General features: G+C 70.7%; 25 protein-coding genes, 1 pseudogene and 1 riboswitch. Of the genes and pseudogenes, 6 read left to right on the forward strand and 20 right to left on the reverse strand.

From position 1 onward, the window contains the following. Positions 1-21: 21 nt before the first annotated feature. The 7 genes from MM440_RS16710 to MM440_RS16740 are packed head-to-tail and all read right to left on the reverse strand — an operon-like array spanning position 22 to position 6,869. Positions 22-564 (reverse strand): 2'-5' RNA ligase family protein, encoded by a 543-nt coding sequence (locus tag MM440_RS16710; RefSeq protein WP_241446489.1) that lies wholly within the window; start codon positions 562-564, stop codon positions 22-24. Positions 565-570: 6 nt separating this feature from the next. Further along, positions 571-1,611 (reverse strand): tryptophan--tRNA ligase, encoded by a 1,041-nt coding sequence (trpS, locus tag MM440_RS16715; RefSeq protein WP_241446497.1) that lies wholly within the window; start codon positions 1,609-1,611, stop codon positions 571-573. Positions 1,612-1,615: 4 nt separating this feature from the next. Beyond that, positions 1,616-2,284: a uridine kinase family protein gene (locus tag MM440_RS16720; protein WP_241446499.1), complete on the reverse strand. Its 669-nt coding sequence runs from the start codon at positions 2,282-2,284 to the stop codon at positions 1,616-1,618. Next, positions 2,281-3,666 carry a UTP--glucose-1-phosphate uridylyltransferase gene (locus MM440_RS16725; protein WP_241446501.1) on the reverse strand — a complete coding sequence of 462 codons (1,386 nt, stop codon included), beginning with the start codon at positions 3,664-3,666 and terminating at the stop codon, positions 2,281-2,283. Before MM440_RS16725 ends, MM440_RS16720 begins: the two co-directional genes overlap by 4 nt. Positions 3,667-3,712: 46 nt before the next feature. Continuing rightward, positions 3,713-4,579, reverse strand: coding sequence for a carbohydrate ABC transporter permease (locus MM440_RS16730; protein ID WP_241446503.1), 867 nt, complete (start codon positions 4,577-4,579; stop codon positions 3,713-3,715). Continuing rightward, on the reverse strand, positions 4,576-5,493 hold the full coding sequence (locus tag MM440_RS16735; protein WP_241446511.1) for a carbohydrate ABC transporter permease: 918 nt from the start codon (positions 5,491-5,493) through the stop codon (positions 4,576-4,578). The genes MM440_RS16730 and MM440_RS16735 overlap by 4 nt, the downstream gene beginning before the upstream one ends. After that, positions 5,490-6,869, reverse strand: a complete 1,380-nt coding sequence (locus tag MM440_RS16740; protein ID WP_241446519.1) for an ABC transporter substrate-binding protein — start codon at positions 6,867-6,869, stop codon at positions 5,490-5,492. Before MM440_RS16740 ends, MM440_RS16735 begins: the two co-directional genes overlap by 4 nt. Positions 6,870-7,097: 228 nt before the next feature. On the opposite strand from MM440_RS16740, the gene MM440_RS16745 reads away from it, so the two are divergent. The 3 genes from MM440_RS16745 to galK are packed head-to-tail and all read left to right on the forward strand — an operon-like array spanning position 7,098 to position 11,121. Further along, the gene (locus MM440_RS16745) at positions 7,098-9,104 is read left to right on the forward strand and encodes a beta-galactosidase (RefSeq protein WP_241446521.1); all 2,007 of its coding nucleotides are present in this window, start codon (positions 7,098-7,100) and stop codon (positions 9,102-9,104) included. A gap of 2 nt (positions 9,105-9,106) precedes the next feature. Further along, positions 9,107-9,943, forward strand: coding sequence for a DeoR/GlpR family DNA-binding transcription regulator (locus tag MM440_RS16750; RefSeq protein WP_241446522.1), 837 nt, complete (start codon positions 9,107-9,109; stop codon positions 9,941-9,943). Next, the gene (gene galK / locus MM440_RS16755) at positions 9,940-11,121 is read left to right on the forward strand and encodes a galactokinase (RefSeq protein ID WP_241446524.1); all 1,182 of its coding nucleotides are present in this window, start codon (positions 9,940-9,942) and stop codon (positions 11,119-11,121) included. The genes MM440_RS16750 and galK overlap by 4 nt, the downstream gene beginning before the upstream one ends. Positions 11,122-11,176: 55 nt before the next feature. Here galK and MM440_RS16760 read toward each other — a convergent pair whose 3' ends face one another. Together MM440_RS16760 and MM440_RS16765 are read right to left on the reverse strand one after the other, a co-directional pair. After that, positions 11,177-11,695 (reverse strand): SRPBCC family protein, encoded by a 519-nt coding sequence (locus MM440_RS16760; RefSeq protein WP_241446526.1) that lies wholly within the window; start codon positions 11,693-11,695, stop codon positions 11,177-11,179. Then, positions 11,692-12,042 (reverse strand): ArsR/SmtB family transcription factor, encoded by a 351-nt coding sequence (locus tag MM440_RS16765; RefSeq protein WP_241446534.1) that lies wholly within the window; start codon positions 12,040-12,042, stop codon positions 11,692-11,694. Before MM440_RS16765 ends, MM440_RS16760 begins: the two co-directional genes overlap by 4 nt. A gap of 240 nt (positions 12,043-12,282) precedes the next feature. Between MM440_RS16765 and MM440_RS16770 the strand changes: the two genes are divergently transcribed. After that, complete coding sequence (locus MM440_RS16770) at positions 12,283-13,638, forward strand: peptidase C39 family protein (protein WP_241446536.1); 1,356 nt, start codon at positions 12,283-12,285, stop codon at positions 13,636-13,638. Between the two features lie 76 nt (positions 13,639-13,714). On the opposite strand, the gene MM440_RS16775 is transcribed toward MM440_RS16770, so the two are convergent. Further along, entirely contained in the window at positions 13,715-15,934 is a 2,220-nt protein-coding gene (locus MM440_RS16775) for an NADP-dependent isocitrate dehydrogenase (protein ID WP_241446538.1), read from the reverse strand. A gap of 127 nt (positions 15,935-16,061) precedes the next feature. Further along, positions 16,062-16,928, reverse strand: a complete 867-nt coding sequence (locus MM440_RS16780; protein ID WP_241446540.1) for a trypsin-like serine peptidase — start codon at positions 16,926-16,928, stop codon at positions 16,062-16,064. 193 nt (positions 16,929-17,121) lie between these two features. On the opposite strand from MM440_RS16780, the gene aqpZ reads away from it, so the two are divergent. Next, a complete protein-coding gene (aqpZ, locus tag MM440_RS16785) occupies positions 17,122-17,892 on the forward strand; it encodes an aquaporin Z (RefSeq protein ID WP_241446542.1) in 771 nt (256 codons plus the stop codon). A 234-nt stretch (positions 17,893-18,126) separates the two neighbouring features. Next, on the forward strand, positions 18,127-19,119 hold the full coding sequence (locus MM440_RS16790; protein WP_241446544.1) for a malate dehydrogenase: 993 nt from the start codon (positions 18,127-18,129) through the stop codon (positions 19,117-19,119). A 79-nt stretch (positions 19,120-19,198) separates the two neighbouring features. On the opposite strand, the gene pdxY is transcribed toward MM440_RS16790, so the two are convergent. From pdxY to MM440_RS17680, 9 genes and pseudogenes are all read right to left on the reverse strand, one after another. Beyond that, positions 19,199-20,053: a pyridoxal kinase PdxY gene (pdxY, locus tag MM440_RS16795; protein WP_241444215.1), complete on the reverse strand. Its 855-nt coding sequence runs from the start codon at positions 20,051-20,053 to the stop codon at positions 19,199-19,201. A gap of 82 nt (positions 20,054-20,135) precedes the next feature. Further along, the gene (locus MM440_RS16800) at positions 20,136-20,417 is read right to left on the reverse strand and encodes a DUF3017 domain-containing protein (RefSeq protein WP_241444214.1); all 282 of its coding nucleotides are present in this window, start codon (positions 20,415-20,417) and stop codon (positions 20,136-20,138) included. Between the two features lie 19 nt (positions 20,418-20,436). Further along, entirely contained in the window at positions 20,437-21,306 is an 870-nt protein-coding gene (locus tag MM440_RS16805; protein ID WP_241444213.1) for a bifunctional methylenetetrahydrofolate dehydrogenase/methenyltetrahydrofolate cyclohydrolase, read from the reverse strand. Positions 21,307-21,311: 5 nt separating this feature from the next. Next, positions 21,312-22,343, reverse strand: a complete 1,032-nt coding sequence (locus MM440_RS16810; protein WP_241444212.1) for a DMT family transporter — start codon at positions 22,341-22,343, stop codon at positions 21,312-21,314. Next, positions 22,333-24,000 carry a bifunctional phosphoribosylaminoimidazolecarboxamide formyltransferase/IMP cyclohydrolase gene (gene purH, locus MM440_RS16815; protein WP_241444211.1) on the reverse strand — a complete coding sequence of 556 codons (1,668 nt, stop codon included), beginning with the start codon at positions 23,998-24,000 and terminating at the stop codon, positions 22,333-22,335. The genes MM440_RS16810 and purH overlap by 11 nt, the downstream gene beginning before the upstream one ends. A 29-nt stretch (positions 24,001-24,029) precedes the next feature. After that, positions 24,030-24,107: riboswitch (ZMP/ZTP riboswitch) on the reverse strand. Next, positions 24,063-24,710, reverse strand: a complete 648-nt coding sequence (gene purN, locus MM440_RS16820) for a phosphoribosylglycinamide formyltransferase (protein WP_420914154.1) — start codon at positions 24,708-24,710, stop codon at positions 24,063-24,065. It overlaps the preceding riboswitch by 45 nt. Positions 24,711-24,912: 202 nt before the next feature. Further along, entirely contained in the window at positions 24,913-25,308 is a 396-nt protein-coding gene (locus MM440_RS16825; RefSeq protein ID WP_241444210.1) for a hypothetical protein, read from the reverse strand. An 83-nt stretch (positions 25,309-25,391) separates the two neighbouring features. Next, positions 25,392-25,628: a cell division protein PerM gene (locus MM440_RS17675; protein WP_420914188.1), complete on the reverse strand. Its 237-nt coding sequence runs from the start codon at positions 25,626-25,628 to the stop codon at positions 25,392-25,394. A gap of 53 nt (positions 25,629-25,681) precedes the next feature. Then, positions 25,682-25,735: pseudogene (locus MM440_RS17680) on the reverse strand (hypothetical protein); the annotation flags it as partial. Positions 25,736-25,785: the final 50 nt, after the last annotated feature.

Below are 25,785 nucleotides of genomic sequence, written 5' to 3' on the forward strand. Positions count from 1 at the left end.
CGCCGACCTGTCACGCGCCTGTCAGGCCGTCCCGGCCGGGTCGGCGTGCGACGCACCCAGCGTGAACGACTCGACCGGGTGCCAGGCCCCGTCCTCGCCCTGGATGTAGAGGTAGAACTTCGACACGGTGAACGTCACGGTGTAGGTGGCGAGCTCGTCGAACGCGCGGTCGAGGTTCTCCTCGCTCACGCCCTGCGCCACCGTGATGTGCGGGTGGTAGGGGAAGGCGAGCTCGCGCTCGAGCAGCCCCTGCCGCACCGCCTGCTCGAGCCGCTCGCAGTGCGGGATCCCCCGCGCGATCTGCACGAAGACCACCGGGGACACCGGCCGGAAGGTGCCGGTGCCGCGCAGCTGGACGACGAACGGGCGAGCGGCCGCCGCGACCCGCTCGAGGTGGGCGCGCACCCCGCCGAGGGTCGCGTCGTCGACCTCGGTCGGCGGCAGCAGGGTGATGTGCGTCGGGATGCCCTCGGCCGCCGTGTCGCCGAACGAGATTCGCGCGCGCTGCAGCTCGCTCCCGAAGGGCTCAGGGATCGCGATCGAGACCCCGATGACGGTGGGCACGGCGGCTCAATGCCTCGGGATGGGCAGCAGACCCACGCGGTCGTAGACCCGGGCGATGGTGCGCGCCGCGACCTCGCGGGCGCGCTCCGCACCGCTCGCGAGCATCCGGTCGAGCTCGGCGGGGTCGTCCAGCAGCTCGAGGGTGCGGGCCCGGAAGGGGGTGACGAAGTCGACGAGGACCTCCGCCGTGTGCTTCTTCAGTTCGCCGTACATGCGGCCCTCGAACTCGCGCTCCAGATCCGGGATCGGCGTGCCCGAGAGGACCGAGCTGATGGTGAGCAGGTTGGACACCCCCGGCTTGGCCTCGGGGTCGTAGCGCACGACGGTCTCGGTGTCGGTGACCGCGCTGCGGATCTTCTTGGCGCTGACCGACGGGTCGTCGAGCATGTTGATCAGGCCGGAGTCGCTCGCGGCGGACTTGCTCATCTTGGCGGTCGGGTCGGCCAGGTCGTAGATCTTGGCGCCCTCCTTGACGATGTAGGCGTCGGGCACCCGCAGCGTCTTCTTGTAGCGCTGGTTGAACCGCTCGGCGAGGTCGCGGGTGATCTCCAGGTGCTGGCGCTGGTCCTCGCCGACGGGCACGTAGGCGGCGTCGTAGAGCAGGATGTCGGCCGCCATCAGGACGGGGTAGGTGAACAGACCGACGTTGGCGTTGCCGCCCTTGGCTGTCTTGTCCTTGAACTGCGTCATCCGGCTGGCCTCGCCAAAACCGGTGAGGCAGGCCAGGATCCACATCAGCTCGGTGTGCTCCTGGATGTGGGACTGCACGAAGACCGGCGACCGCTGCGGGTCGACGCCCGCCGCGATGTACTGCGCCGCGGTGACGCGGGTGCGGGCGCGGATCACCTTGGGGTCGGTCGGCACGGTCAGCGAGTGCAGGTCCGCGACGAAGTAGAACGCGTCGAAGTCGTCCTGCAGCTTGACCCAGTTGACCAGGGCACCCAGGTAGTTGCCGAGGTGCAGCGAGTCGGAGGTGGGCTGCATCCCGGAGAGGATGCGCTCGTGACGTGCAGGGGTCGAGGTAGCAGGATCGGACATGCCGCTCATTGTGTCAGGTTCTCTCGGCCGGGCCATCCGCGATTCGGAGCTGGCCGGCCGTCCCAGCAGGTGGGAAGCCGTCGACCACCAGGTGGGCACGCGCCCACGGTCGCTCCCGCTCGAGGAAGGGCAGCTCGCTGCGCTCCCACTCCGCCCAGAAGTCGACCGCCTCCTGCTCGGTCCGGCCCAGCTGCACGTCGCGGGCCAGACCGCGGGTCCGCGCTCGCTCTCGATCCACCTGCACCCAGATCACCAGGTCGGCCAGCGGCGCCAGCTCGTGCCGAGCGGCACCCACGCCCTCGATCACCAGACCCCGCGAGGGGTCTACGTGGACGTGGCCGGGACGGTCGCGCTCGACCCAGCCCGGAGGCCGGTAGCCCACCCGCTCCCCCGCGCGCCACGGCTCGACGACCCCGGACAGCATCTGCTCGGCCCAGTCCACCGGGTGCAGGTGCCACGCGACGTCGTCGGTGTGCACGATGCCGGCCCCGAACGCGGCGGCGACGACGTCGGCGACGGTCGTCTTGCCGGCTCCGCTCATGCCGTCGACGAGCACGAGCGGCCTTGGCGCATCGGTCATCTCGCGAATCCTGGCGGCGAGGTCCACCTCGTCGAGGGTGGTCCACGGGCCGGCGACCGGCTCGCCGCGGTGCAGCACGGGGTCGCTCGCGGCGGGGGTCACCGGGGGCCCTCGAGCAGCGAGCCGTCAGGGACGTCGTGCGCCGCGCCGTCGTCGGGCAGCGTGACGTCACCGACGACGACCACGTCGGAGCCGAACGTGTAGTCACCGGCGACGTCGAGCCGCTGCGCCCGCGCCAGCGACGGTGGCCCGGCCGGGAAGCGCGCCTCGAAGTCGCCGATCCGCTTGTAGGACCGGCCGAGCTCGACGACCGGCGCCTGGTCGACGGTGCGCTCGAGGGTGCCGTCGGCGCGCAGGTCGTAGACGTCGGAGCGCACCAGCAGCAGCTCGGCCGTGCCCTTGACGGGCAGGAACCGCGAGCGGGGCACGACCAGCGCGGTCGCCCCCTCGAACACGCCCACGGCGGCGCCCATCGCGCTCTCGACCTGGACCACCTCCGGCGAGGACGGGTCTCGCGGGTCGACCGTCTTGAGGTTGCGGATCAGCGGCAGCCCGAGGACCCCCGAGCTCGCGCGGAGCGTGTCGCGCAGGCGCACCGCGTCGAGCCACAGGTTGTTGCAGTGGGCGAACGGGTGACGGGTCTCGTCGGTGAACCAGCGCATCTCGTCGGGGGGCGTCTGCGCCGTCTCGCGAAGGATGAGCCGGCCGTCGCTCTTGCGGTGCGCGAGGTGACCACCCTTGCGGTCCATGGGAGTTCGCGGAGTCACCTCGGCCGCGTAGGGTGCGCCGGTGGACGCGAACCACCCGACGATCCGGGCGTCCGGTGCGGCCCCGAGGTTGTCCCCGTTGCTCACCGCGAGGTAGCGATAGCCCTGCTCCACGATCAGGTCCAGCACCCCCGAGCCGAGCAGCGACGGGTAGATGTCGCCGTGCCCCGGCGGGCACCACTCCAGCCGCGGGTCGGCCGGCCAGGACACCGGGGTGAGGTCGCTCGCGAGCAGCTTGGGCTCCTGGCTCTGCAGGAAGTCCAGCGGCAACCCGTCGACCGGCAGCTCCGGGTAGGCGGCCAGGGCGGCGAGCGTGTCCTGCTGGGTGTTGAACGAGTCCATCAGCAGCAGCGGCAGGCGCACGTCGTGCTCGGCCCGTGCGGCCAGCACCTGCCGCACGGTGATGTCGAGGAAGGACAGCCCGTCACGGACCGGCAGCAGCGACTTCGCGCGACTCATCCCCATCGACGTGCCCAGCCCGCCGTTGAGCTTGACGAACACGGTCTGCCCCAAGGCTTCTCGCGCCTGGTCCGGGGTGACCGCGATGTCCTCGTAGACCGGGAGGTCGGTCACCGGGTCGATCTCGGCCTCGGGGACCAGGCCGGTCGCGCCCTGCTCCAGCTCGCCGTAGTAGTGCGCGAACGCCTCGATCGCTGCGCCGCTCACCCCCGCCGTCGTCATCTTCTCCCGGGCGCGGGCCAGTCCGTCCTCGCTCATGGGTCCATCCTTCCATCGACGAGCGGGGCGCGGCCGCTACGGGCGATCAGCCCTTAGTGGCACCCAGGGTGAGACCCGAGACGAACTGCTTCTGCAGGGCGAAGTAGATCGCGAGCGTCGGGACGGCGACGATGAGGGATCCCGCCGCCACCAGGTTGTTGTCGGTGAAGAACTGACCGCGAAGGTTGTTGAGCGAGCTGGTGATCGGATACTTGTCGCCGCTCTGCAGCAGCACTGTCGCCCAGAAGAACTCGTTGTAGATCCAGGTGACCTCCAACGTGGCCAGGGCTGCGAGCGGGGGACGGCACAGCGGCATCGTCAGCTGCCAGAACTGCCGCCAGACGGAGGCGCCGTCGACCATGGCCGACTCGTAGAGCTCCTTGGGGATGGTCTTCATGTAGTTGCTGAGGACGAACGCGCAGAAGCCGGTCTGGAAGGCGATGTTGACCAGGATCAGCCCCCAGTAGCTGTCCAGCAGGGTCCCGGAGTCGCTGAACCAGAACGGCACCTCGATCTTCTGGAACATCTTGAAGACGGGGATGAGCAGCGCCTGGGGCGGCAGCAGGTTCGCGGCGGTGAAGAACCCGAGCAGGGCGAGGTTGAGTCGCCAGGAGAAGCGTGCGACGACGAACGCCACGCACGACGCGAGCAGGAGCGTGAGCAGCACCGCGGGCACGGTGATGATCGCGGAGTTGATGAACTTCTGGGTGAATCCGGCTGTCTCCCACGCGTTCACGTAGTTCTGCAAGGTCCAGCCACCGGTCGACAGGTAGCCGTGCTCGGCCGTGTAGGCGTAGTTGCGCAGGCTGGCCGCGAGCGCGTAGAGCAGCGGGAACAGCCAGACCACGGCCATCACCAGCAGGAACGCGTGGATCGCGATCCGGGCCGGGGTCCAGGGGCGCTTGTCGCTCACGAGTCCTCCCGCATGACGATGCGCAGATAGATGACGATGAAGACGGAGCTGATGAGGAGCATGATCGTCGCCAGCGCGGACCCGAAGCCGATGCGCTGGGCCTCACCGACGATGTTGCGGGTGACCTCGGTCGAGATCAGCTCGAGGCCGTTGCGGCCCTTGTTGATGACCCACACCAGGTCGAAGGCGCGCAGCGACTCGATCACGGTGACCACCAGCACGATGATGTTGATCGGAGCCATCACGGGGAAGACCACCTTGAAGAAGGTCTGTCGCTCGCCGGCGCCGTCGACCTTGGCCGCCTCGCGCAAGGACTGGTCCACGCCCTTCAGCCCGGCCAGGTAGAGCAGCATGATGTAGCCCATGTGCCGCCAGGTTGTCGCGATCAGGGCGGCCCACAGGTTGTAGCGCGAGTCGCCGTACCAGTCGATCGACCAGCCGGTGATGCCGTTGATGAAGCCCTGGTCCCGGCTGAACATCAGCTGCCAGATGAAGCCCACCAGGGCCATCGACAGCACCACCGGCAGGTAGAACGAGGTCTGGTAGAACTTGGTGAACTTCGCCTCGTGGTCGATGAGGACGGCCGTGAGCATGCCCAGCGGCGTCGCGACGAGGAACAGCACGGCGAGCCAGATCAGGTTGTGCTGGATCGCCGGCCAGAACGCCGGATAGATCGTGACGGCCTCGGTGTAGAACTTGCCTCCGACGAACGGGGACTCGCTGAACGGGGAGTACCCGTCCCAGTCGAAGAACGAGAACAGGACGGTGGCGATGGCCGGCCCCCACACGAGCAAGAGCACGACCAGGGTGGGGACCCCCACCATCAGCGCCACGGTCAGCCGGTCCGGGCCGGAAAGCCTGGCTTTCCGGCCCTTCGCGGGGGCCTGGGACGTAGCAGCGGCCGACGTCGTCATGACGTGAACATGGCCTTCTTCTGGCTCTCGACCTGGCCGAGGATCGTGTCGAGGTCAGCGGGGTTCTTGATGAAGCTCTGCAGCGCCGGCGTGACGACCGTGGAGGCGAAGTCCGGACGGGAGTCCCGGTCGAGGAACTGAGCGATCGACTTGGCCTGCTTCACGAAGTCCAGGGACGCCTTCTGCAGCTTGGTGTACTTGGCGGTGTCCGCCTTCTCGCTGCACGCGATGACCGACGGGTCGGCCTGCACCAGGATGTCCTGGGCGGGCCCGGAGCCGAGGAACTCGAGGAACTTCTTCGAGCCGGCCTCGTTCTTGGGGCGCTTGCTCATCATGTAGCCGTCGATGGGTGCGTCGATCGCGTCGGCCCCGACGGCCGAGTCGATCTCGGGGAAGTTGAAGAACAGCAGGTCGTCCTGCTCGGCGCCCTTCGCGAACTGCTGGGCCACGAACGTGCCGAGGTAGTACATGCCGCTCTGGCCCTTCTGCAGCGACTGGGCGGCCTCCTGCCAGGTGCGTCCGAGGGAGTCGGCCTGGTGGAACGGCAGCAGCGCCTTCCACTGGTCGAAGACCTTCTTGACCTTGGCCCCGGTCCAGTCCTCCTTCCCGGCCATGAGCGACACGTGGTAGTCGTAGCCGTTGACGCGCATGTTGAGGATGTCGAACGTGCCCATCGCAGGCCAGCCGTCCTTGTCGCCGAACGCGATCGGGGCCAGGCCGTCCTTCTGCATCTTCGTCGACAGCGCGACGAGCTCGTCGAGGGTCTTGGGGACGGTGTAGCCGTGCTTGTCCCACACGCTCTTGCGGTAGTGCATCGCCCAGGGGTAGTACGTCGTCGGCACGAGGTACTGCTTGCCGTCGTCCCCGGTCGAGGCCTTCTTCTGCGCCTCGGAGTAGCCCTGGAGGTTGCCCCACACGTCGGAGATGTCGCCGATGAGCCCCTTGCTCGCGAAGTAGCGCATCCGGTAGCCCGAGAACCACGTGAACACGTCGTCCGGCGAGCCTTGCAGGTAGTTGTTGATGTTCTCCTGGAAGGTGTTGTGGTCGATCGTGTTCGTCACGACCGTCAGCCCCGGGTTGGCCTTCTGGAACGCCGCGACGAGCGAGGCGACGGCGGCCTTCGGGACGGCGTCCGACTGGTTCGACCCGAGCTTGACGGTCCCGCTCGCCGCGCCACCGCCGCTCGCCGAGCCCCCGCTGCTGCCACCGCACGCCGAGAGCAGGCTGGGCAGGGCCAACGCCGCGCCGGCGACGCCCGCACCGCGCAGCAGGGCGCGGCGGTCGAGCTGCTGGGCTCGCATGGCCTGCTGAGCTCGCGCCGAGGCCGGGACGAGCGAGGCGAGGTACTCGGCCTCGGTGGATGGACGACGCGGCATGGCGGGCTCCTTCAGCACTGAAGTGGGTGCGCGATCTCGGCGGAGAATCACTCAGAGTGCGACAGAATCAAACACTTCCTGTCAGTCGCGAAAGATCATGATCCAGCAGATGGCGCTTGTCAAGAGCCTGGCCCGGTCAGTCGGCCCGGTTTGCGACCACGCTCGGTGGCACATCCGTATGTTCGACTCTGTTGACACGCACGTCGACGGCCGACAAGACTGCGCGTCATGCGAACCTGGCCGAACGACGTCGTGGCCTTCGGCGGCGACTACAACCCCGAGCAGTGGCCCCGATCCGTCTGGGCCGAGGACATCGCACTGATGCAGCGCGCCGGTGTCACCTTCGTGACCCTCGGGGTGTTCTCGTGGTCGTGGATCGAGACCAAGGACGGGGTCTACGAGTTCGAGTGGCTCGACACGATCATGGACCAGCTCGCGGCCGCAGGGATCGCCGTAGACCTCGCCACCGCCACCGCCGCTCCCCCGGTCTGGCTCACCGCCGAGCACCCCGAGATGCTGCCCGTCGACCACGACGGGCACGTGCTGTGGCAGGGGTCGCGCCAGGCGTGGTGCCCGAGCTCGATCCTGTTCCGGGACAAGGCCGTTGCGCTCGCCACCCAGATGGCCAAGCGCTACCACGACCACCCCGCGCTGGCGCTGTGGCACGTGAGCAACGAGTACGGCTGCCACAACGTCCCGTGCTACTGCGACCGGTGCGCCGTCGCCTTCCGCAACTGGCTGCAGGCGCGTTACCACGACCTGGAGGCCCTGAACCAAGCCTGGGGCACGGCGTTCTGGAGCCAGCGCTACAGCGACTGGGAGCACGTCCTCCCGCCGCGGCGGACCCCGACGTTCTCGAACCCGACCCACGTCCTGGACTACCGGCGGTTCCAGTCCGACCAGCTGCTCGCCCAGCACGACGCCGAGCTGCAGGCCCTGCGCGAGCACTCGCCCGGCGTGCCGGTGACGACCAACTTCATGACGATGACCGGTTTCCGACACCTCGACTACCACCAGTGGGCCTCCCACGTCGACGTCGTCAGCACCGACCACTACGTCGTCGACGCGCTCTCGGATCCCCTTGCGGAGCAGTCGTTCTCGGCCGCTGTGACGCGGGGCGTCGCGGGCGGGGAACCGTGGCTGCTCATGGAGCACTCCACCAGCGCCGTCAACTGGCAGCCGGTCAACCCGGCCAAGGTCCCGGGCCAGCTCCTCCACGACAGCCTCACCCACGTGGCTCACGGCGCCGACACCGTCGGCTACTTCCAGTGGCGCCAGTCGCGCGCCGGCTCCGAGAAGTACCACTCCGCCCTGGTGCCGCACGCCGGCCCCGAGACCAAGCGCTTCGCCGAGGTCAGCCAGCTCGGCGAGATCCTCTCTCGCGCAAGCGAGCTCGTCGGCAGCCGCGTCGAGTCACGGGTCGCGCTGCTCTGGGACTACCAGGCCCAGTGGGCGGCGAGCGGTCCCGCCATGCCGTCGGAGGCCGTCGACTACCCCGCCACGTCCATCGCGGTGCACCGCGCCCTACGCCGCCGGCACGTGAGCGCCGACGTGGTGCACCCGTCGGCCGACCTCAGCGGCTACGACGTGATCGTGGTGCCCACGCTCTACCTCGTCACCGACGAGCACGCCGCGGCGGTCGCAGCCGCCGCGGAGCGGGGCGCGCAGGTCGTCGTCACGTACTTCTCCGGCATCGTGGACGAGGACGACCACGTGCGCCTGGGCGGCTACCCGGGCGCGTTCCGCGACCTGGTCGGGGTGCGCGCGCAGGAGTTCTATCCCTTGCGCGTCGACGAGACCGTTGCACTGGACGACGGCACCGTCGGCACGATCTGGAGCGAGGACCTGACCGCGACCGATGCCGAGGTGCTCACGTCCTACGCCGACGGTCCCCTCGCCGGTGGAGCCGCCCTGACCCGGGTCTCCCGCGGGGACGGCGCCGCCTGGTACGTCTCGACGGAGCTGAGCGACGAGGGCTGGGATCGGTTGCTGGGCAGCGTGATCGACGCGGCCGGGGTGCAGCCCGTCGGGTCCGCCACCGGCGACGTCGAGCTGGTCCGCCGGCGGCAGGCCGACTCCTCGTGGCTGTTCGCCCTCAACCACGGCACCGAGGCGGCGACCGTCGCCACCGCCGGCCACGACCTGGTGAGCGACGAGCCGGTCGACGGCTCGCTCCGCCTCGAGCCGCAGGGAGTCGCTATCGTGCGTGAGTCGGCCACTGTCGAGAAGGAGTAGCCATGCTGCCCGGTCAACGGCGCGAGCGCGTGCTGCGCGAGGTGCGGGCGACCGGTGCCGTGCGCGTGACGGACATCGCCGGCCAGCTCGGCGTGTCCGACATGACCATCCGTCGTGACCTCGAGGAGCTCGACAACCGAGGGCTCATCCGGCGGGTCCACGGTGGCGCCACGGCCATCTCCCCCGGCACGAGCGACGAGCCGGGCTTCCTGGCCAAGTCGAGCCTCGAGACGGCCGCCAAGCACGCCATCGCCCGGGAGGCCGCCGGTCTGGTCGAGCCCGGCATGACCATCGCCATCTCGGCCGGCACGACCACGCACGCCTTCGCGCAGGCGATCGCCACCATCCCCGACCTCACCATCGTCACCAACGCGACCGACGCGGCCAACCTGCTGTTCGACGCGGTCCCCGCCTCCAGCCAGGTCGTCCTGACCGGCGGCGTGCGCACGCCGTCGCACGCGCTCGTCGGCCCGATGGCCATCTCGGCCCTGCGAGACCTGCACGTGGACATGGTGTTTCACGGCTTTCACGGGTTCGCCGTCGACGCCGGGTTCACCTGCCCGAACCTGGCCGAGGTCGCCACCGCGCAGGCGATGATCGAGTGCGGCCACCAGCTGGTGGTGCTCGTAGACCACACCAAGGCGGGCGTCGTCGCCCTGGCCAAGGTGGCCGAGCTGGATCGGGCATCCATCCTGGTCACCGACGACCAGATCGACCCCGACCTCGTCGAGCGGCTGCGCCAGCGCGTCGGGACCGTCCTGCTGGCCACGCTCGGCCTCTCCGCATCGGCGCTCGACAGTGAGCGCTCCCCCGCCGACCACCCCCAGGAGGGTCCATGAGCGCGCCGGCCGAGACGAGTGTCCAGAAGGTCCGGGAAGCCTTCGTCGAGCGCTTCGGCGGCGAGCCGGACGGCGTGTGGGCGTCGCCGGGCCGGGTCAACCTCATCGGCGAGCACACGGACTACAACGGCGGCCTGTGCCTGCCGATCGCGTTGCCGCAGCGCACCTTTGCCGCGGTCCGGGCGCGCGACGACGACCGGCTGGTGCTGGCGTCGTGCGACGTGGACGGCGTCGCGGAGCTCGACATCGACGAGGTCGCGCCCGGGCGCCCGCAGGGCTGGGCGTCCTACCTCGCCGGTGTCGTCTGGGCGCTGCGCGAGGCCGGTCACCCGGTGCGGAGCGTCGACGTGGTCGTGCACTCGACGGTCCCGATCGGTGCCGGGCTGTCCAGCTCGGCGGCGCTCGAGGGCTCGCTCGGCACTGCCGCCTCGGACCTGTTCGGGCTGGACCTGCTCGCCTCCGACGAGGGCCGCGCCCAGCTCGCCAAGGCCTGCCAGCGCGCCGAGAACCACATCGCCCAGGCTCCCACCGGGGGCCTGGACCAGGCCGCCTCGCTACGCACGACCGAGGGCCACGCCCTGCTGCTGGACTGCCGCGACGGCTCGATCGGCCAGGTGCCCTTCGACCTCACCGCGCACGACCTGGAGCTGCTCGTCTGCGACACCCGCGCCGAGCACGCCCTGGTCGACGGGCAGTACGCCGAGCGCCGCGCCTCGTGCGAGCAGGCGGCCGAGCTGCTCGGCGTCGAGACGCTGCGCGAGATCGAGCCGTCCGGTCTCGAGGCCGCCCTGCTCGCCCTCCCGAACGACCTGCTGCGCAAGCGAACCCGGCACGTGGTCACCGAGATCCAACGCGTCCGCGACACCATCGCCGCTCTCGAGCGCGACGACTACGCCGAGGTGGGGCGGCTCTTCCACGAGTCGCACGAGTCCCTCCGCCTGGACTTCGAGGTCACCTGTCCCGAGCTGGACGTCGCTGTCGTGGCCGCCCGCGCCGCCGGTGCCCTGGGCGCCCGGATGACCGGCGGCGGTTTCGGCGGCTCGTGCATCGCGCTGATCCCCGCCGGCACCGCCGACCAGGTCACCGCCGCCATCGAGGCGGCGTACTCCGAGCAAGGCTTTGCGGCACCCTCCTGCTTCGCCGCCGTCGCCGCCGCACCGGGCGGCCGGGTCAGTTGACCCTGCTCGGTGCCCGGGAGGTCTACCGAGACCGACGCGAGCCGGTTGGACGAGGCTAGGCGAGACGACCGCGCTCCACGGCGACGCGGTAGTGCTCGGCGAAGGCCGGGTAGTAGTCGTCGAAGGAGATGGCCTCGACGTCTGCCTGGCTGACCGCCGCGGCGAGCCGGTCGAGGTAGTAGTCCCACCCTGGGCCGACGCTCGATGCCAGATCCGGGTGGTCCATCGCCTGGGCGAAGCGCAGCACGGTCTCACCGGCCTGCTCGACGAGATCCACCGTCAGTGACCAGGGCGCTCCCTCAGGGCCCGGCATGACGACGGCGAGGTGACGAGGAGGCTCGCACTCGGTGATGGTGATGTCCTCGGCCGCGACGTCGTCCCCCTCCGCGCTCATGGTGAAGCTCACCGTGCCTGTCGTGGGGTCTCCGGTGTATCGGCCGATCCAACGCGCGAGCCGGTCAGGCTCGGTGACGGCTGCCCACACCGCGTCGATCGGTGCGCGGAAGCGCCGCTCGAACACGATGCACAGTGTGCCGTCGCGCTTCTCGGCGCGGCCGGTCGCGTGCTGACTCATCCGGTCTTCTCCTCTGGGTGGGTGGTGACCTCTCGGACTGCTCGTCGAACCTCGAGCTCGAGGGCGTCCAGCGCGGTCTCGGCAAGGGGTGGTTCCGCGACCGTCACCGCATCAAGGAACTCCTGAACCGCCGTGAGCCCGGACCGATCGAGGTGGTAGATGCGTTCGCGGCCTCGCGCCTGCACGGTGCACAAACCGGCCTCGCTCAGCAGACGCAGGTGTCTGCTGATGGCTGGGCGGCTGATGTCGCGGACCTTCGCCAGGTCAACGACCCGACTCGGCTCGACCGCCAGCTGTCTCACGAGCGATCGACGTACCGGGTCGGCGAGAGCTGCGAAGGTGTCCACGCTTGAAAGGTAATTGATTGGTTACCAATAGGCAAGACCCCCTCAGCCGTGCCGTTCGGACGGATCCATGGGCTGTTGAACGATCAAAACGGCCTCAAAGAGGCGTAAATCAGTCCGCAGCGCACGCCTGGCGCCCGCACCAGCGCCACGGCGCCCCCGGCAGACCCCACCAGTCACCACTACGGGTGAACCTGCACAGGTCGTACGCGATATCGTCACGCATCGTGACATGGTGTCACCATGCGTCACATCTCCCCCAGTGCCCCCACCGCCCCCGCGCCCGCAGACCGCACCCCGCACGCCAGGCCCTCGCGCCGAGTCGTCCTCGGCGGCGCCACCGCAGCCACGACCGCAGCCCTCGGCGCCCTTGCCGGAGCGACCGCCCCGCAAGCCCAGGCAGCAGCGGCCCGCAACGTCTCGCTCTACCGATGCCAGGGAGCAGCGCTCTCCGGCGGCACGCACACGGGCACGGCCTACGCCGGGGGCTACCAGACGCTGGCTCGGCCGGCCGGCCGCACGACCTACACGGACCCCTACGCCAGCCGCACCACGCGCACCTACGACTACGCCTACTGGACCACGGGCTGGGCCACGCCGGGCTTCGCGTTCACCCAGCTCGTCGCCTCGTGGCGCGCGTTCACGCCCTCCGGCAGCTGGATCTCCTACTGGGTCCAAGGGTTGACGACCTCAGGCGCCACGACGGCGTGGTTCTCGATGGGGCGGTGGTCCCAGATGACGTCCGGCAGCCCCACCCGGATGAGCGTCAACGGCCAGGGCGACGCCTTCGCCAGCATCGCCACCGACACGCTCAAGGCGCGGACGGGCTACTCCTTCAAGAGCTTCCGCATCCGGGTCTACCTCTACCGCCCGACGGGCACGACCGGCACGCCGCGCCTCGCGAGCGCTGCGGCAATGACCAGCTCGGTGCCCACCGGGTCGGCCGTCAGCGTCCCGGTCAGCCCGGTCGGGGTCGGCCGCGGCATCGACCTCGCGGTCTCGACCTACAGCCAGATGAACCACGTCGGGCACTACCCGTCATGGAACGGTGGTGGCGAGGCCTGGTGCAGCGCAACGTCGCTCGCGATGGTGCTCGACTACTGGAAGGTCGGCGCGTCCACCACCGAGTCGTCCTGGGTGCGTCCCACGCCGCACACCAACCCGCAGGTGGACCACACCGTCAGCCAGGTCTTCGACTACGCCTACGACGGCTCCGGCAACTGGCCGTTCAATACGGCGTACGCGGCGACCCGCGGGCTGGACGCCTTCGTCACGCGGCTGCGCACCCTCACCGAGGCCGAGCAGTTCATCCGGGCCGGCATCCCGCTGGTCGTGTCGACGTCGTTCACCAGCAGCCAGCTGACCGGCGCCGGCTTCGGCACCAACGGTCACCTCATGGTGATCCGCGGCTTCGACTCCGCCGGCAACGTGATCGTCAACGACCCCGCCTCCGCGATGAAGGCCAGCAACGCGCTCGTGCGCAAGGTCTACAACCGGGCGCAGTTCGAGAACGCGTGGGCTCGCTCCGGCGGCACGACCTACGTGCTGCGGGCCTGGTCGCGCGCGCTCCCTGCCGCTCCCGCCCAACGCAACTGGTAGACCGAGCCACCCCACCCAGCACGACGCCACCGGTCCTCCCCGAGCGGGAGGGCCGGTGGCGTTCAGCGCGGACGGTCTACAGCGCGTCGATCACGGCGTTGAACGTGGCGCTCGGGCGCATGGCCGCGGACGCCTTCTCGGCGTCGGGGCGGTAGTAGCCACCGAGGTCGACCGGGTGGCCCTGGACGCCGATGAGCTCCTCGTTGATCGTGGCCTCGTCCTCGCGCAGCGTCTTGGCGACGGGGGCGAAGCGCGCGGCCAGCTCGGCGTCGTCGGTCTGCGCGGCCAGCGCCTCGGCCCAGAACAGGGCGAGGTAGTAGTGGCTGCCGCGGTTGTCGATCTGACCGACCTTGCGCGCCGGCGACTTGTTCTCGTCGAGGAACTGGGCGATCGCCTGGTCCAGGGTGTCGGCGAGGACCTGGGCCTTGGCGTTGCCCGTGGTGGCGGCGACGTGCTCGAGCGCGGCGCCCAGCGCGGAGAACTCGCCGAGGGAGTCCCAGCGCAGGTAGTCCTCGGACACGAACTGCTGCACGTGCTTCGGGGCGGAGCCGCCCGCGCCGGTCTCGAACAGGCCACCGCCGGCGAGCAGCGGCACGACCGACAGCATCTTGGCGGAGGTGCCGAGCTCGAGGATCGGGAACAGGTCGGTGAGGTAGTCACGCAGCACGTTCCCGGTGACCGAGATGGTGTCCTCGCCCTTGCGGATGCGCTCGAGGCAGTACTTCATCGCCGGGACGGGCGCGAGGATCTTGATCTCCAGGCCGGAGGTGTCGTGGTCCTTGAGGTAGCGCTCCACCTTGGTGATCACGTTGGCGTCGTGCGCGCGGTCGCGGTCGAGGAAGAACACGGCCGGCGCGCCGGTCGCGCGAGCGCGGGTCACGGCGAGCTTGACCCAGTCCTGGATCGGGATGTCGCGCACGCGGGACATCCGCCAGATGTCGCCCTTCTCGACGTCGTGCTTCATCAGCACGTTGCCCTCGGCGTCCTTGACCCGGACGGTGCCGGTGGCGGGGATGACGAAGGTGGTCGGGTGCGAGCCGTACTCCTCGGCCTTCTGGGCCATCAGACCGACGTTGGGCACCGAGCCCATGGTCGCCGGGTCGAGGGCGCCGTGGGCCTTGCAGTCCTCGATCACGGCTTCGTACATCGGACCGTAGCACCGGTCGGGCACCATCGCGAGGGTCTCCTGCAGCTCGCCGTCGGCGTTCCACATCTGACCCGAGTCGCGGATCACGACCGGCATGGAGGCGTCGATGATGACGTCGCTCGGCACGTGCAGGTTGGTGATGCCCTTGTCGGAGTTGACCATCGCCAGCGCCGGCCGCGAGTCGTAGACCGCCTTGATGTCCTGCTCGATCGCCTCGCGCTCGACGGCGGGCAGGTCCGCGATCTTGGCGTAGAGGTCACCGATGCCCTGGTTGGGGTTGACCCCGAGACGGGTGAGGGTGTCGCGGTGCTTGTCGAACACGTCGGCATAGAACACCGAGACGCCGTGGCCGAACAGCACGGGGTCGGAGACCTTCATCATGGTCGCCTTGAGGTGCAGCGAGAGCAGCAGGCCGCGCTCCTTGGCGATGCCGATCTGGTCCTCGTAGAACGCGCGCAGCTGGCGGGCGCTCATGAAGGTGCCGTCGACGATCTCGCCGTCGAGGGTCTTGATGCCGTCGGCGAGCACGGTGGTGTCGCCGTCGGTGGACTCCAGCTCGATCGAGAGGGTGGTACCCTTGTCGGTGACCACGCTGCGCTCGTTGCCGTAGAAGTCGCCGCCGGCCATGGAGGCTACGAAGGACTTGTTGTCCGCGGACCACGCGCCGAGGCGGTGCGGGTTCTTGCGCGCGAAGCTCTTGACCGACTGAGGCGCCCGACGGTCGGAGTTGCCCTCGCGCAGAACGGGGTTGACGGCAGAGCCGAGCACCTTGGCGTAGGACGCAGCGACGGCCTTCTGCTCGTCGGTGGTCGGGTCCTCGGGGTAGTCCGGGATGTCGTAGCCCTGGCCCTGCAGCTCCTTGATCGCGGCCTTGAGCTGCGGCACGGAGGCGGAGATGTTGGGCAGCTTGATGATGGTCGTGTCGGGCGACGAGGTCAGCTCACCGAGCTTGGTCAGGTTGTCGTCGACGCGCTGCTCGGGGGTGAGCCGGTCGGGGAACTGCGCGAGGATGCGGCCCGCCAGCGAGATGTCGCTGGTCTCGACCTCGATGCCGGTGCCGTGGGTGAACCCCTTGACGATCGGCAGGAACGAGTAGGTCGCCAGCGCCGGCGCCTCGTCGATCTGGGTCCACACGATGGTTGACGTCATGCTCACTCCAAGCAGTCGATGGGCGGTGCGAGGGACCAGCGGGCCCCTCGGTCATCTCCTGGTCATCCTAGTGAGCCGGGCCGCGCCCCGCCCACCGCGCGGCCATCGCGCAGCGGTGAGATCGACCTCAGCACCCGTCGCCGGCGGAGGGGGTCGGCGCGTCGGCCGGCCAGCGCCGGCTCGCCCGGGTGAGCAGGGTGGACACCCAGGACAGGTGGAACGGCGAGGAGTAGTTCTGCCAGCTCGTGCAGCCGCCCTCGTGCAGGCCGCCGATGATTCCCGCGATCACGGTGCGGCCGTCGACGACGCTGGTGAACGCGCTCCCGCTCACCCCGTTGTAGAACCCCCCACACGTCACGAGCGGCCAACCGCGCTCGGAGGCAACGGAGTTCGCGCAGGTGATGGGGCGGTCGCCACGACCGGCGTTGTAGGCCGTGAGCCGGGTCGACGTGCCGACGGGGCGCTGCTCGGCCGCGGTGTAGGCCCCGACGACCGACTGGATCGTCCGAGCCCGGCCCGACACCACCAGCGGCTCGATGCGCAGCACCGCGACGTCGTAGTGCGGGTCGTGGCCGGTGCGCCAGCGCGGGTCGACGTAGCCGTAGGCCACCCGCCACACCCCGTACGGCGCGCGACCCGCGTCGTAGCCCGGGACGAACGACCAGCCGCGGGGGCTGCCGCTGAGGCAGTGCGCCGCGGTGATCACCAGGTCTCCGGTGGGCGAGGCGACCACGGTGCCCGTGCACGAGTGGGAGCCGGCCACCCCACCCGGGAACAGCGCACCCACCTGCGGGCGCGGGGCGGTCGTCACGGCGACCGGGACGGCGGTCGGCAGGGCGGCCGGCAGGGCGGTCCGCAGGCCACCTGCGGCGGCCGGCGCGGCCGCTGCCGGGGCCGGCAGGGCCACCGGCACGGCCGGCACGAGGAGGGCGAGCGCGAGGAGCGGGACGAGCGCGAGGCGGCCGAGAGGTCTACGCCATGGGAGGGAATTCACACACGCAGAGTAGGCACTGATTACGCAGTGATGGGGACTTGACGGGCATCCTCAGCGCGACCAACCGGACAAATACCCTCCTTCGCGACGGCGCCGTGTGTCATCCTGGGAATGACGCCTCATCGGGTGTCCTTCCCGAGGCCGCCGACGCCGCTGGCCTCTCCTCACCTTTCCTCAACAGGAGCATTCTCTCGTGCGTACCCCTACTCTGCCCGCTCGTCTGGGCGCTGAGTTCCTGGGCACCTTCTGGCTCGTCTTCGGCGGCTGTGGCAGCGCCATCTTCGCGGCGAAGTTCCTCTCGACCGACGCCGACAAGGTCCAGCTGGGCATCGGCTTCGTCGGTGTGGCGCTGGCCTTCGGCCTGACCGTCCTCACCATGGCCTACGCCGTCGGTGGCGTCTCCGGCGGCCACTTCAACCCGGCCGTCACCCTCGGCCTGGTCGCCGGCAAGCGCTTCCCGATCAAGGACGCGCTGCCCTACATCGTCACCCAGGTCGTCGCCGGCCTCGTCGCCGGCCTCGTGCTCTACGTCATCGCGACCGGCAAGGACGGCTTCACCGCCACCGGCCACTTCGCGGCCAACGGCTACGGCGCCAACTCCCCCGGCGGCTACTCGCTGCTCGCGGCCTTCGTCGCGGAGTTCGTGCTGACCGCCTTCTTCCTCTACGTCATCCTCGGCGCCACCCACGACCGTGCGCCGAAGGGCTTCGCCCCGCTGGCCATCGGCCTGGCGCTGACGCTGATCCACCTCATCTCCATCCCGATCACCAACACCTCGGTGAACCCGGCCCGCTCCACCGCCGTCGCGTTCTTCAACGGCGCCGGCGCCCCGGGGCAGCTGTGGCTGTTCTGGGTGGCCCCGATCCTCGGCGCGCTGTTCGCCGGCGCGACCTTCGCCGCGATCACCGGCGTCGACCGCTCCGACGAGGACATCGAGGGTGAGGTCGCGGCGGCTCGCCGCTGACCTCACCGGTCCCCTTCTCGGTCTCTGGACCTCAGGCCCGCGGCCCCGTCCCCTCGCTGGGGGCGGGGCCGCGTCGCGTCGACAGGCGGTGCAGGACGTCAGGTAGACCACATCACGAGCACGACACGAGCACACCACGAGCAAGGAGTGAGCGGTCCGAAGGTGAGCACCTGGGACCGGGCTGATAGCGTCGCAGGTGTCTCCCATCGTCCCTACGCGTGAAGGAATCGCCCTGTGAGCGCTCAACCCGTCAAGGTCGCCGTGACCGGCGCTGCCGGCCAGATCGGCTACAGCCTCCTGTTCCGCATCGCCAGCGGTGCGCTCTTCGGCCCGGACACCCCGGTCCAGCTGCGACTGCTCGAGATCACCCCGGCCCTGAAGGCGCTCGAGGGCGTCGTCATGGAGCTCGACGACTGTGCGTTCCCGACGCTCGCCGGTGTCGAGATCGGTGACGACCCCAACGTGATCTTCGACGGCGCCAACCTGGCCCTGCTCGTCGGCGCCCGGCCCCGCACCAAGGGCATGGAGCGCGGCGACCTGCTCTCCGCCAACGGCGCGATCTTCACCGGCCAGGGCAAGGCGCTCAACGACCACGCCGCCGACGACATCCGCATCGGCGTCACCGGCAACCCGGCCAACACCAACGCGCTGATCGCGATGTCGAACGCCCCCGACATCCCCAAGGAGCGCTTCTCGGCGCTGACCCGCCTGGACCACAACCGCGCGATCTCCCAGCTCGCCGCCAAGCTGCAGGTGCCGGTCACCGAGATCACCAAGATGACGATCTGGGGCAACCACTCGGCCACGCAGTACCCCGACCTGTTCCACGCCGAGGTCTCCGGCAAGAACGCCGCCGAGGCCGTGGGCGACCAGGACTGGCTCGAGAACACCTTCATCCCGACCGTCGCCAAGCGTGGCGCCGCGATCATCGAGGCGCGCGGCTCGTCCTCCGCAGCGTCGGCCGCCTCCGCGACCATCGACGCCGCCCGCGACTGGCTGAACGGCTCCGCCAAGGACGACTGGGTGTCGATGGCGGTCGTGTCCGACGGGTCCTACGGCGTGCCGGAGGGGCTCATCTCCTCCTTCCCCGTCACCACCAAGAACGGCGACTGGGAGATCGTCCAGGGCCTCGACATCGACGACTTCTCGCGCGGCAAGATCGACGCGTCCGTCGCCGAGCTCGCCGAGGAGCGCGACGCCGTCAAGGAGCTCGGGCTGATCTCCTAGCCTCACCGGTTTGACTGCACGAAGACCGGCCGGGTGCACCGCACCCGGCCGGTCTTCGCGTGTCCTGGGCGGGGCCCCGTCAGCGGACCTGGGTGACCTCGAACTGCATGCGCGGGTGGGCGATGGCCTCCTGCGACTGCACGAGCTGCAGCTCGCGGCGGCCGGAGCGCACGGTGGTCTCGATCAGGTCGAACACGCTGGAGGCCGTGCGACCGAGCGCGAGCGCCGGGTCGGAGGTCTGCAGCAGGTGGGCGGTGAACAGCGCAGCGGTGACGTCGCCGGAGCCGTTGCACTTGATCGGCAGCCGCGGGGTCTGCACGATCCAGGCGCCGGCGGGCGTGACGGCGAGCATCTCGAGGGTGTCGGCGGGAGCGTCCGGTCGCTCGACGCTCGTGACGAGGACGGTCTGCGGCCCCATGGCCTGGGCGCGCTCGACGGCGTCCAGGGTGTCCTCGAGCGTGCGGGGCTCGGTGCCGGTGAGGTAGCCCAGCTCGAACTGGTTGGGCGTGATGAGGTCGGCCGCCGGGACGACCTGCTCGCGCAGCAGCACCGGGATCTGCGGGGCGACGAAACACCCGCTCTTGGCGTTGCCCATGACCGGGTCGCACGCGTAGATCGCGGCCGGGTTGGCGGCCTTGACCTCGGCGACGGCCGCGAGGATGACCTCGGCGATGTCCGCCCCACCCTGGTAGCCCGAGAGCACCGCGTCGATCTCGGCGAACGCGTCGCGCTCCCCCACGCCGGTGATGACCTCGCGCACGTCCGCGGCGGGGATCAGCGGCCCGCGCCAGGCGCCGTAGCCCGTGTGGTTGGAGAAGTTCACGGTCGGGACGGGCCAGACCTCGACGCCGATCCGCTGGAGCGGGAAGACGGAGGCGCTGTTGCCGACGTGCCCGTAGGCGACGTGGGACTGGATCGACAAGATGGTGGTCACGCCACGATGGTGCCCCCTCGCGCGGGTGCCGCTCAACCGGGTCTCAGCGCCGTCGCCGCTTGCGGACCGCGACGAGCACGGTCTACGCCTGCGGGATCTTGAGCAGGAAGGTGGCCACGAGCACCGCCGTCCCCGCGCCGACGTAGAGCACGAGGTCCAGCCAGCGCGGCCGGATCACGAGGCCGGCAGCGGCCTCGCGCGGGAGCACGGTGCGCAGGGCACCGGCGAGCAGCAGCGCAGCGGCGAAGACGTAGCCGCCCGAGCGCAGTTGCCCGGTCAGCATCGTCACCAGGGCGATCGCGAGACCGGCACCGAGGACCCACCAGGCCCCGAGCCGGGTCTGCGCGATCGACGGGTGCTGCATCTACGCTCTCCTGGTCGGGTCAGTCGGCGGCCTGGAGGGAGCGCTCGGCCGCCTCGACGATGTTGGTGAGCAGCAGGGCGCGGGTCATCGGACCGACCCCACCGGGGTTGGGGGTCATCGCGCCGGCGACCTCCCACACGCCGGGGTCGATGTCGCCGGCGACGACCGACTTGCCGTCCGGGCCGGCGACGCGGGACACGCCCACGTCGAAGACTGCCGCTCCGGGCTTGACCATGTCGGGCTTGAGGATGCCCGGCACGCCGGCCGCGGCGACGACGATGTCGGCCCGTCGGGTGTGCTCCGCCAGGTCACGAGTCCCGGTGTGGCACAACGTGACCGTGGAGTTCTCCGAGCGACGGGTGAGGATCAGGCCGAGCGGGCGGCCGACCGTGAGGCCGCGCCCGATGACGACCACCTCGGCGCCGTTGAGCGGGATGTCGTAGCGCCGGCACAGCTCGATGATGCCCATCGGCGTGCACGGCAGCGGCGCGGGGATGCCGAGGACGAGCCGGCCGAGGTTGACCGGCGTGAGGCCGTCGACGTCTTTGTCCGGGTCGACCCGCGCGAGGATCGCGTTGTCGTCGAGACCGGTCGGCTGCTGCACGAGGAAGCCGGTGCAGTCGGGGTCGGCGTTCAGCTCGTCGACGACGGCCTCGACCTCGGCCTGGGTCGCCGTGGCGGGCAGGGTGCGCTGGATGCTCGCGATGCCGATCTCCTGGCAGTCGCGGTGCTTGGCCCGGACGTACCACGAGCTGGCGGGGTCGTCGCCGACCAGGACGGTCCCGAGACCGGGCACGACGCCTCGGTCGGCGAGCGCGGCGACGCGGTCCTTGAGCTCGGCCTTGATGGTGGCGAGCGTGGCCTTGCCGTCCATGAGGGTTGCGGTCACGGTGATCATCCTCCCACGGTGGGTGACTGGGGTGCGGGTGCCGCGGCCCGGCTGGTCCGGGACGCGGCGATTCCTGCGCCGACGGCGGCCACGAGGGTGATCGCGACGCCGAGGAGCAGCTGGGGTCCCACGTGGGACCGGGTGGTGGCGGAGGCCAGGTCGAGCACGAGACCCATGACGATCTGGCCGGCGATGGTGAGCAGGGCGGTCAGCAGCACGCCGAGGTGGTGGACGACGACCGCGCCGACGGCGACGAAGACGATGCCGAGAACGCCGCCCGCGTAGGCCCACCACGGGGCGTCGAGGCTGCGCGGCGCGTGCAGGCCACCCTGCAGGCGCAGCACGAGCGCCCAGCCGAGCAGGGCGAGCGAGCCCCAGGTGAAGTTGATCCACGACGTCGCCGTGACGTGCCCGCTCGCCCGGTTGACCCGGCCGTTGAGGGCGCCGCTCACGGCGATGGCGGCGCCACCGGCGACCGCGCAGAGCACCGCGCCGACGGGCACCGAGCCGGTCGTGCCACCCCGGGCGGTGGCGGCCACCACGACTCCGATCACGGTGGCCACCGCGCTGAGCACGCGCCCGAGCGTGACGGGGGCGACCCCGCCCGGGCCGAGGCCGACACGGTCTACGAGCAGGGCCGTGACGGTCTGACCACCCACGACACCGATGGTGAACAGCGTGACGCCGGCCAGCGGCACCGCGAAGGCCTGCGCACCGACGAAGAGCGCGCCGCCGAGGCCGCCGAGGAACTGCCACCAGCGCAGCCGGTTGGCGCGGTAGGCCGCGCGGGCCTCGCGCAACCCGCGCCGCGGCCCGGGCAGCAGCAGCCCGAGGGTGAGGATCAGCCAGCCGGAGCCGAAGCTCCACAGGGCTGCGTCCACCGCTGCGTCGAAGACCTGGCCGAGCTGGCCGTTGGCCTTCGCCTGCAGCGAGCTGAGGGCTCCCGCGCCGAGCGCCGCCGCCACGCTGAGCGAGACGACGGCCGACGGCTCGTGGCGGCCCGGCTCGGTGGGCAGGCGTGCCGGCTCAGTGGGCAAAGTGGCGGGTGCCGGTGAAGTAGAGCGTGACCCCGGCCCGCTGGCACGCCTCGATCGTCTCGGCGTCGCGCAGCGAGCCACCGGGCGCCACGATCGCGCGGACGCCCGCGTCGAGCAGGATCTGCGGGCCGTCGGCGAACGGGAAGAAGGCGTCCGAGGACGCGACCGCGCCCCGCGCCCGCTCGGCTCCGGCGCGCGACACGGCGAGCCGGCACGAGTCGACCCGGTTGACCTGCCCCATGCCGATGCCGACCGAGGCCGCGTCCTTGGCGAGCAGGATGGCGTTGGACTTGGTGGCCCGCACCGCCTTCCACGCGAAGTCCAGGTCGCGCAGGGTCGCGTCGTCGGCGGGCTCGCCGGCGACCAGGGTCCAGTGCAGCGGCGCGTCGCCGTGGCCGGCGGTCGGCTTGTCCGACTCGGTCGGCTCGATCACCGCGTCGATCTGGTCGCGCTGCTGCACGAGCAGCCCCCCGCTGATCGGCCGGAACTCGATCGCGTCGGCCTGCGCCACCGCCTCCTCGGGGAGACGCAGCAGCCGAATGTTCTTCTTGCCCTTGAGGATCTCGAGCGCCTCCGGCTCGAAGTCCGGAGCCACGACGACCTCGGTGAAGATGTCCTTCACCGCGTCCGCCATCGCCACGGTGACGGGCCGGTTGGTGGCGATCACGCCGCCGAACGCCGACAGGGAGTCGCAGGCGTGCGCGCGGGCGTGGACGGCCGCGATGTCCTCGTCGGCCGAACCGACAGCGATGCCACAAGGATTCGCGTGCTTGATGATGGCGACCGTGGGCTGGTCGCCGTGATCGTGCGCCGCCCGGACCGCCGCGTCGGTGTCGACGTAGTTGTTGTAGGACATCTCCTTGCCGTGCAGCTGCTCGGCGCTCGCGACGCCCGGGCGCCAGTGTCGGTAGAGCGCGGCCTGCTGGTGCGGGTTCTCGCCGTAGCGCAGGGTGGCCGCCTTGGTCCACGTCGCACCCGTCCAGGCCGGGAACCCGGTGCCCTCGGAGGTGTCGACGTAGGCGTTGCCCATCCAGGAGGCCACGGCCACGTCGTAGCTTGCGGTGTGCACGAAAGCCTTGGCGGCCAACGCCTTTCGCTGCTCGAGGGTGAACCCACCCGCCTGCACGGCCGCCAGCGTCTCGGCGTAGTCCGCCGGCGAGGTGACCACCGCGACGCTCGGGTGGTTCTTGGCCGCGGCGCGCACCATCGACGGGCCCCCGATGTCGATCTGCTCGATGCACTCGTCGGGGCTGGCCCCCGACGCGACGGTCTCGGTGAAGGGGTAGAGGTTGACCACGACCAGCTCGAACGGCGCGACCTCGAGCTCCTCCAGCTGGGCCAGGTGGTCCGGCTTGCGGGTGTCCGCGAGGATCCCCGCGTGCACCCGCGGGTGCAGCGTCTTGACCCGGCCCTCGAGGCACTCGGGGAAGCCGGTGAGGTCCTCCACGCGGGTCACCGGCAGACCCAGCCCCGCGATCAGGGAGGCGGACCCGCCGGTCGACACGAGCACTACACCGTCCGCGGCGAGGCCGCGCACGAGGTCCTCGAGCCCGGTCTTGTCGTAGACCGACACGAGCGCCCGGCGCACCGGGCGGCGGCCGTCGGTGGTCTGGTTGCGCTGGTCGGAGGCGTGCGAGGGGGAAGGATTCGTCGTCATGGGCACTCCTGCGGCTTGGTCTGTCCAGATGCGGGCACCCAGGCGGGCGATGCCCACGAACGTCACTCCCTGGTGGTTGACCCACCTGCGCCAGTCGTGTGCCCCCACTCTACCCGGCGGCCGTTGACGCGGAAGCCGTCCGCGGCGAGGCGGCCCACGACGTCGACCAGCATCGCGCGCTCCTGGACCTTGATCCGCTCGTGCAGGGACTCCTCGGTGTCGTCCGGCCGGACATCCACCGTGCGCTGGGCGATGATCGGCCCGGTGTCGACCCCCGCATCGACCAGGTGGCAGGTCGTGCCGGTGACGCTGACGCCGTAGGCGAGCGCGTCCCGCACCCCGTGGGCGCCGGGGAAGCTGGGCAGCAGAGCCGGGTGGGTGTTGATGACGGGCACCGTGCCTAGCACGGCCGGGCCGAGGATCTTCATGAACCCGGCGCTCACGACGAATCGCGGCTTGTGGCGGGCGATCTCGGCCGCCAGGGCGCGATCCCAGGCCGCCCGGTCGGGATGGTCGCCCACCCTCGCCACGAACGTGTCGACCCCGGCGCGGGCCGCCCGCTCCTCGCCCAGCGTGCCTGGCCGGTCCGCCCCCACCGCGGCCACCCGCACGCCGTAACCGGGGTCGGCACTCGCGTCGAGCAGCGCCTGCAGCAGCGTGCCGGACCCGGACACGAGGACGACCACGTCGACGGGCTGAGGTGCGTTCACGCCGACCACCCTAGTGGTCACGGCCTGTGGACGATCGCCGCTGCCACCGTGCAGACCCCAGGGGTCGGTGGCAGGCGTGAGACGCTTAAGTTGGCGTGACACGCGCAGGGTCGGGAGGGCGGCGCCTCACGGGTTCCTGCGCATCTCCCGGGTTCGTGCGCACGATCGTTGAGCAGGTCGTGGTGCAGGACCGCCCGGGCTGCTACTCGCCGAACAGGCCGAGCAGGCCGCTGCCGGCGCCGTCGCCGAGCTGCTTGCGGCAGTCAGCCTCGGCGACGCGGGTGTTGGCGCCCTTGAGGCACTCCTCGACCTGGGACCACTGGCCGGTGAAGACGGTCTGGATGCCGGTCACCACGATCAGCCAGGCCGCCAGCATGACCCCGAGTCCCGTCCACGCCGCCGAGAAGGACTGCTTGGTCCGGATCTGGGCGGTCATCGCCCGGATCCCGAAGAAGATCGCTGCGAGCCCGGCCACCACGGCCAGCGCCCGCCACGGCAGCGGCAGGTAGGTCAGCACCAGCCCTACGAGCACCAGCAAGGCGCAGCGCGAGGAGTCGCGCGCCCCGGCGGGCGGCGTGGGCACGGGCTTGTCAGGCATCAGGACGGCCCCTCGTGGTGGGCGGGTACCCCATCATCGCGCATCCGGCCGACCCCTCCGGTCCATGACCGCCCGGCGCAGGCTCAGCGGTGGTAGCGCCGCCAGGACCAGGCCAGGGTGAGGGCGGCGCCGAGAGCGAGCTCGGCCGCCAGGGCGGGGGCGGCCAGCAGGACCGGGCCGATGTCGGAGAGCGAGCGGGTGCCGAGGCTGCCGGCGCTGAGCAGCAGCAGGGCCGCGGCGACGAGCGATGTGGCGAGCCAGGCCGAGCCGACCGCAATCGCCTTGGTGGCGAGGCTCGTGAGCGCGGAGAGCCGGCGCAGGGCGACACACCGAGGACGACGCCGGCTGCGACCGGGAGCAGCCCGACGAGCATGACGAACGGGCTCATCGTGGCGGTGTTGGGCAGAGCACCGAACGCCGGGATCATCGGCAGCGGCGGGGTCGACACGTGCGTCCAGGTGAGCGACGACCCCTCCC

The organism is Arsenicicoccus piscis (genome assembly GCF_022568835.1).
Taxonomy (GTDB): Bacteria; Actinomycetota; Actinomycetes; order Actinomycetales; family Dermatophilaceae; genus Arsenicicoccus; species Arsenicicoccus piscis.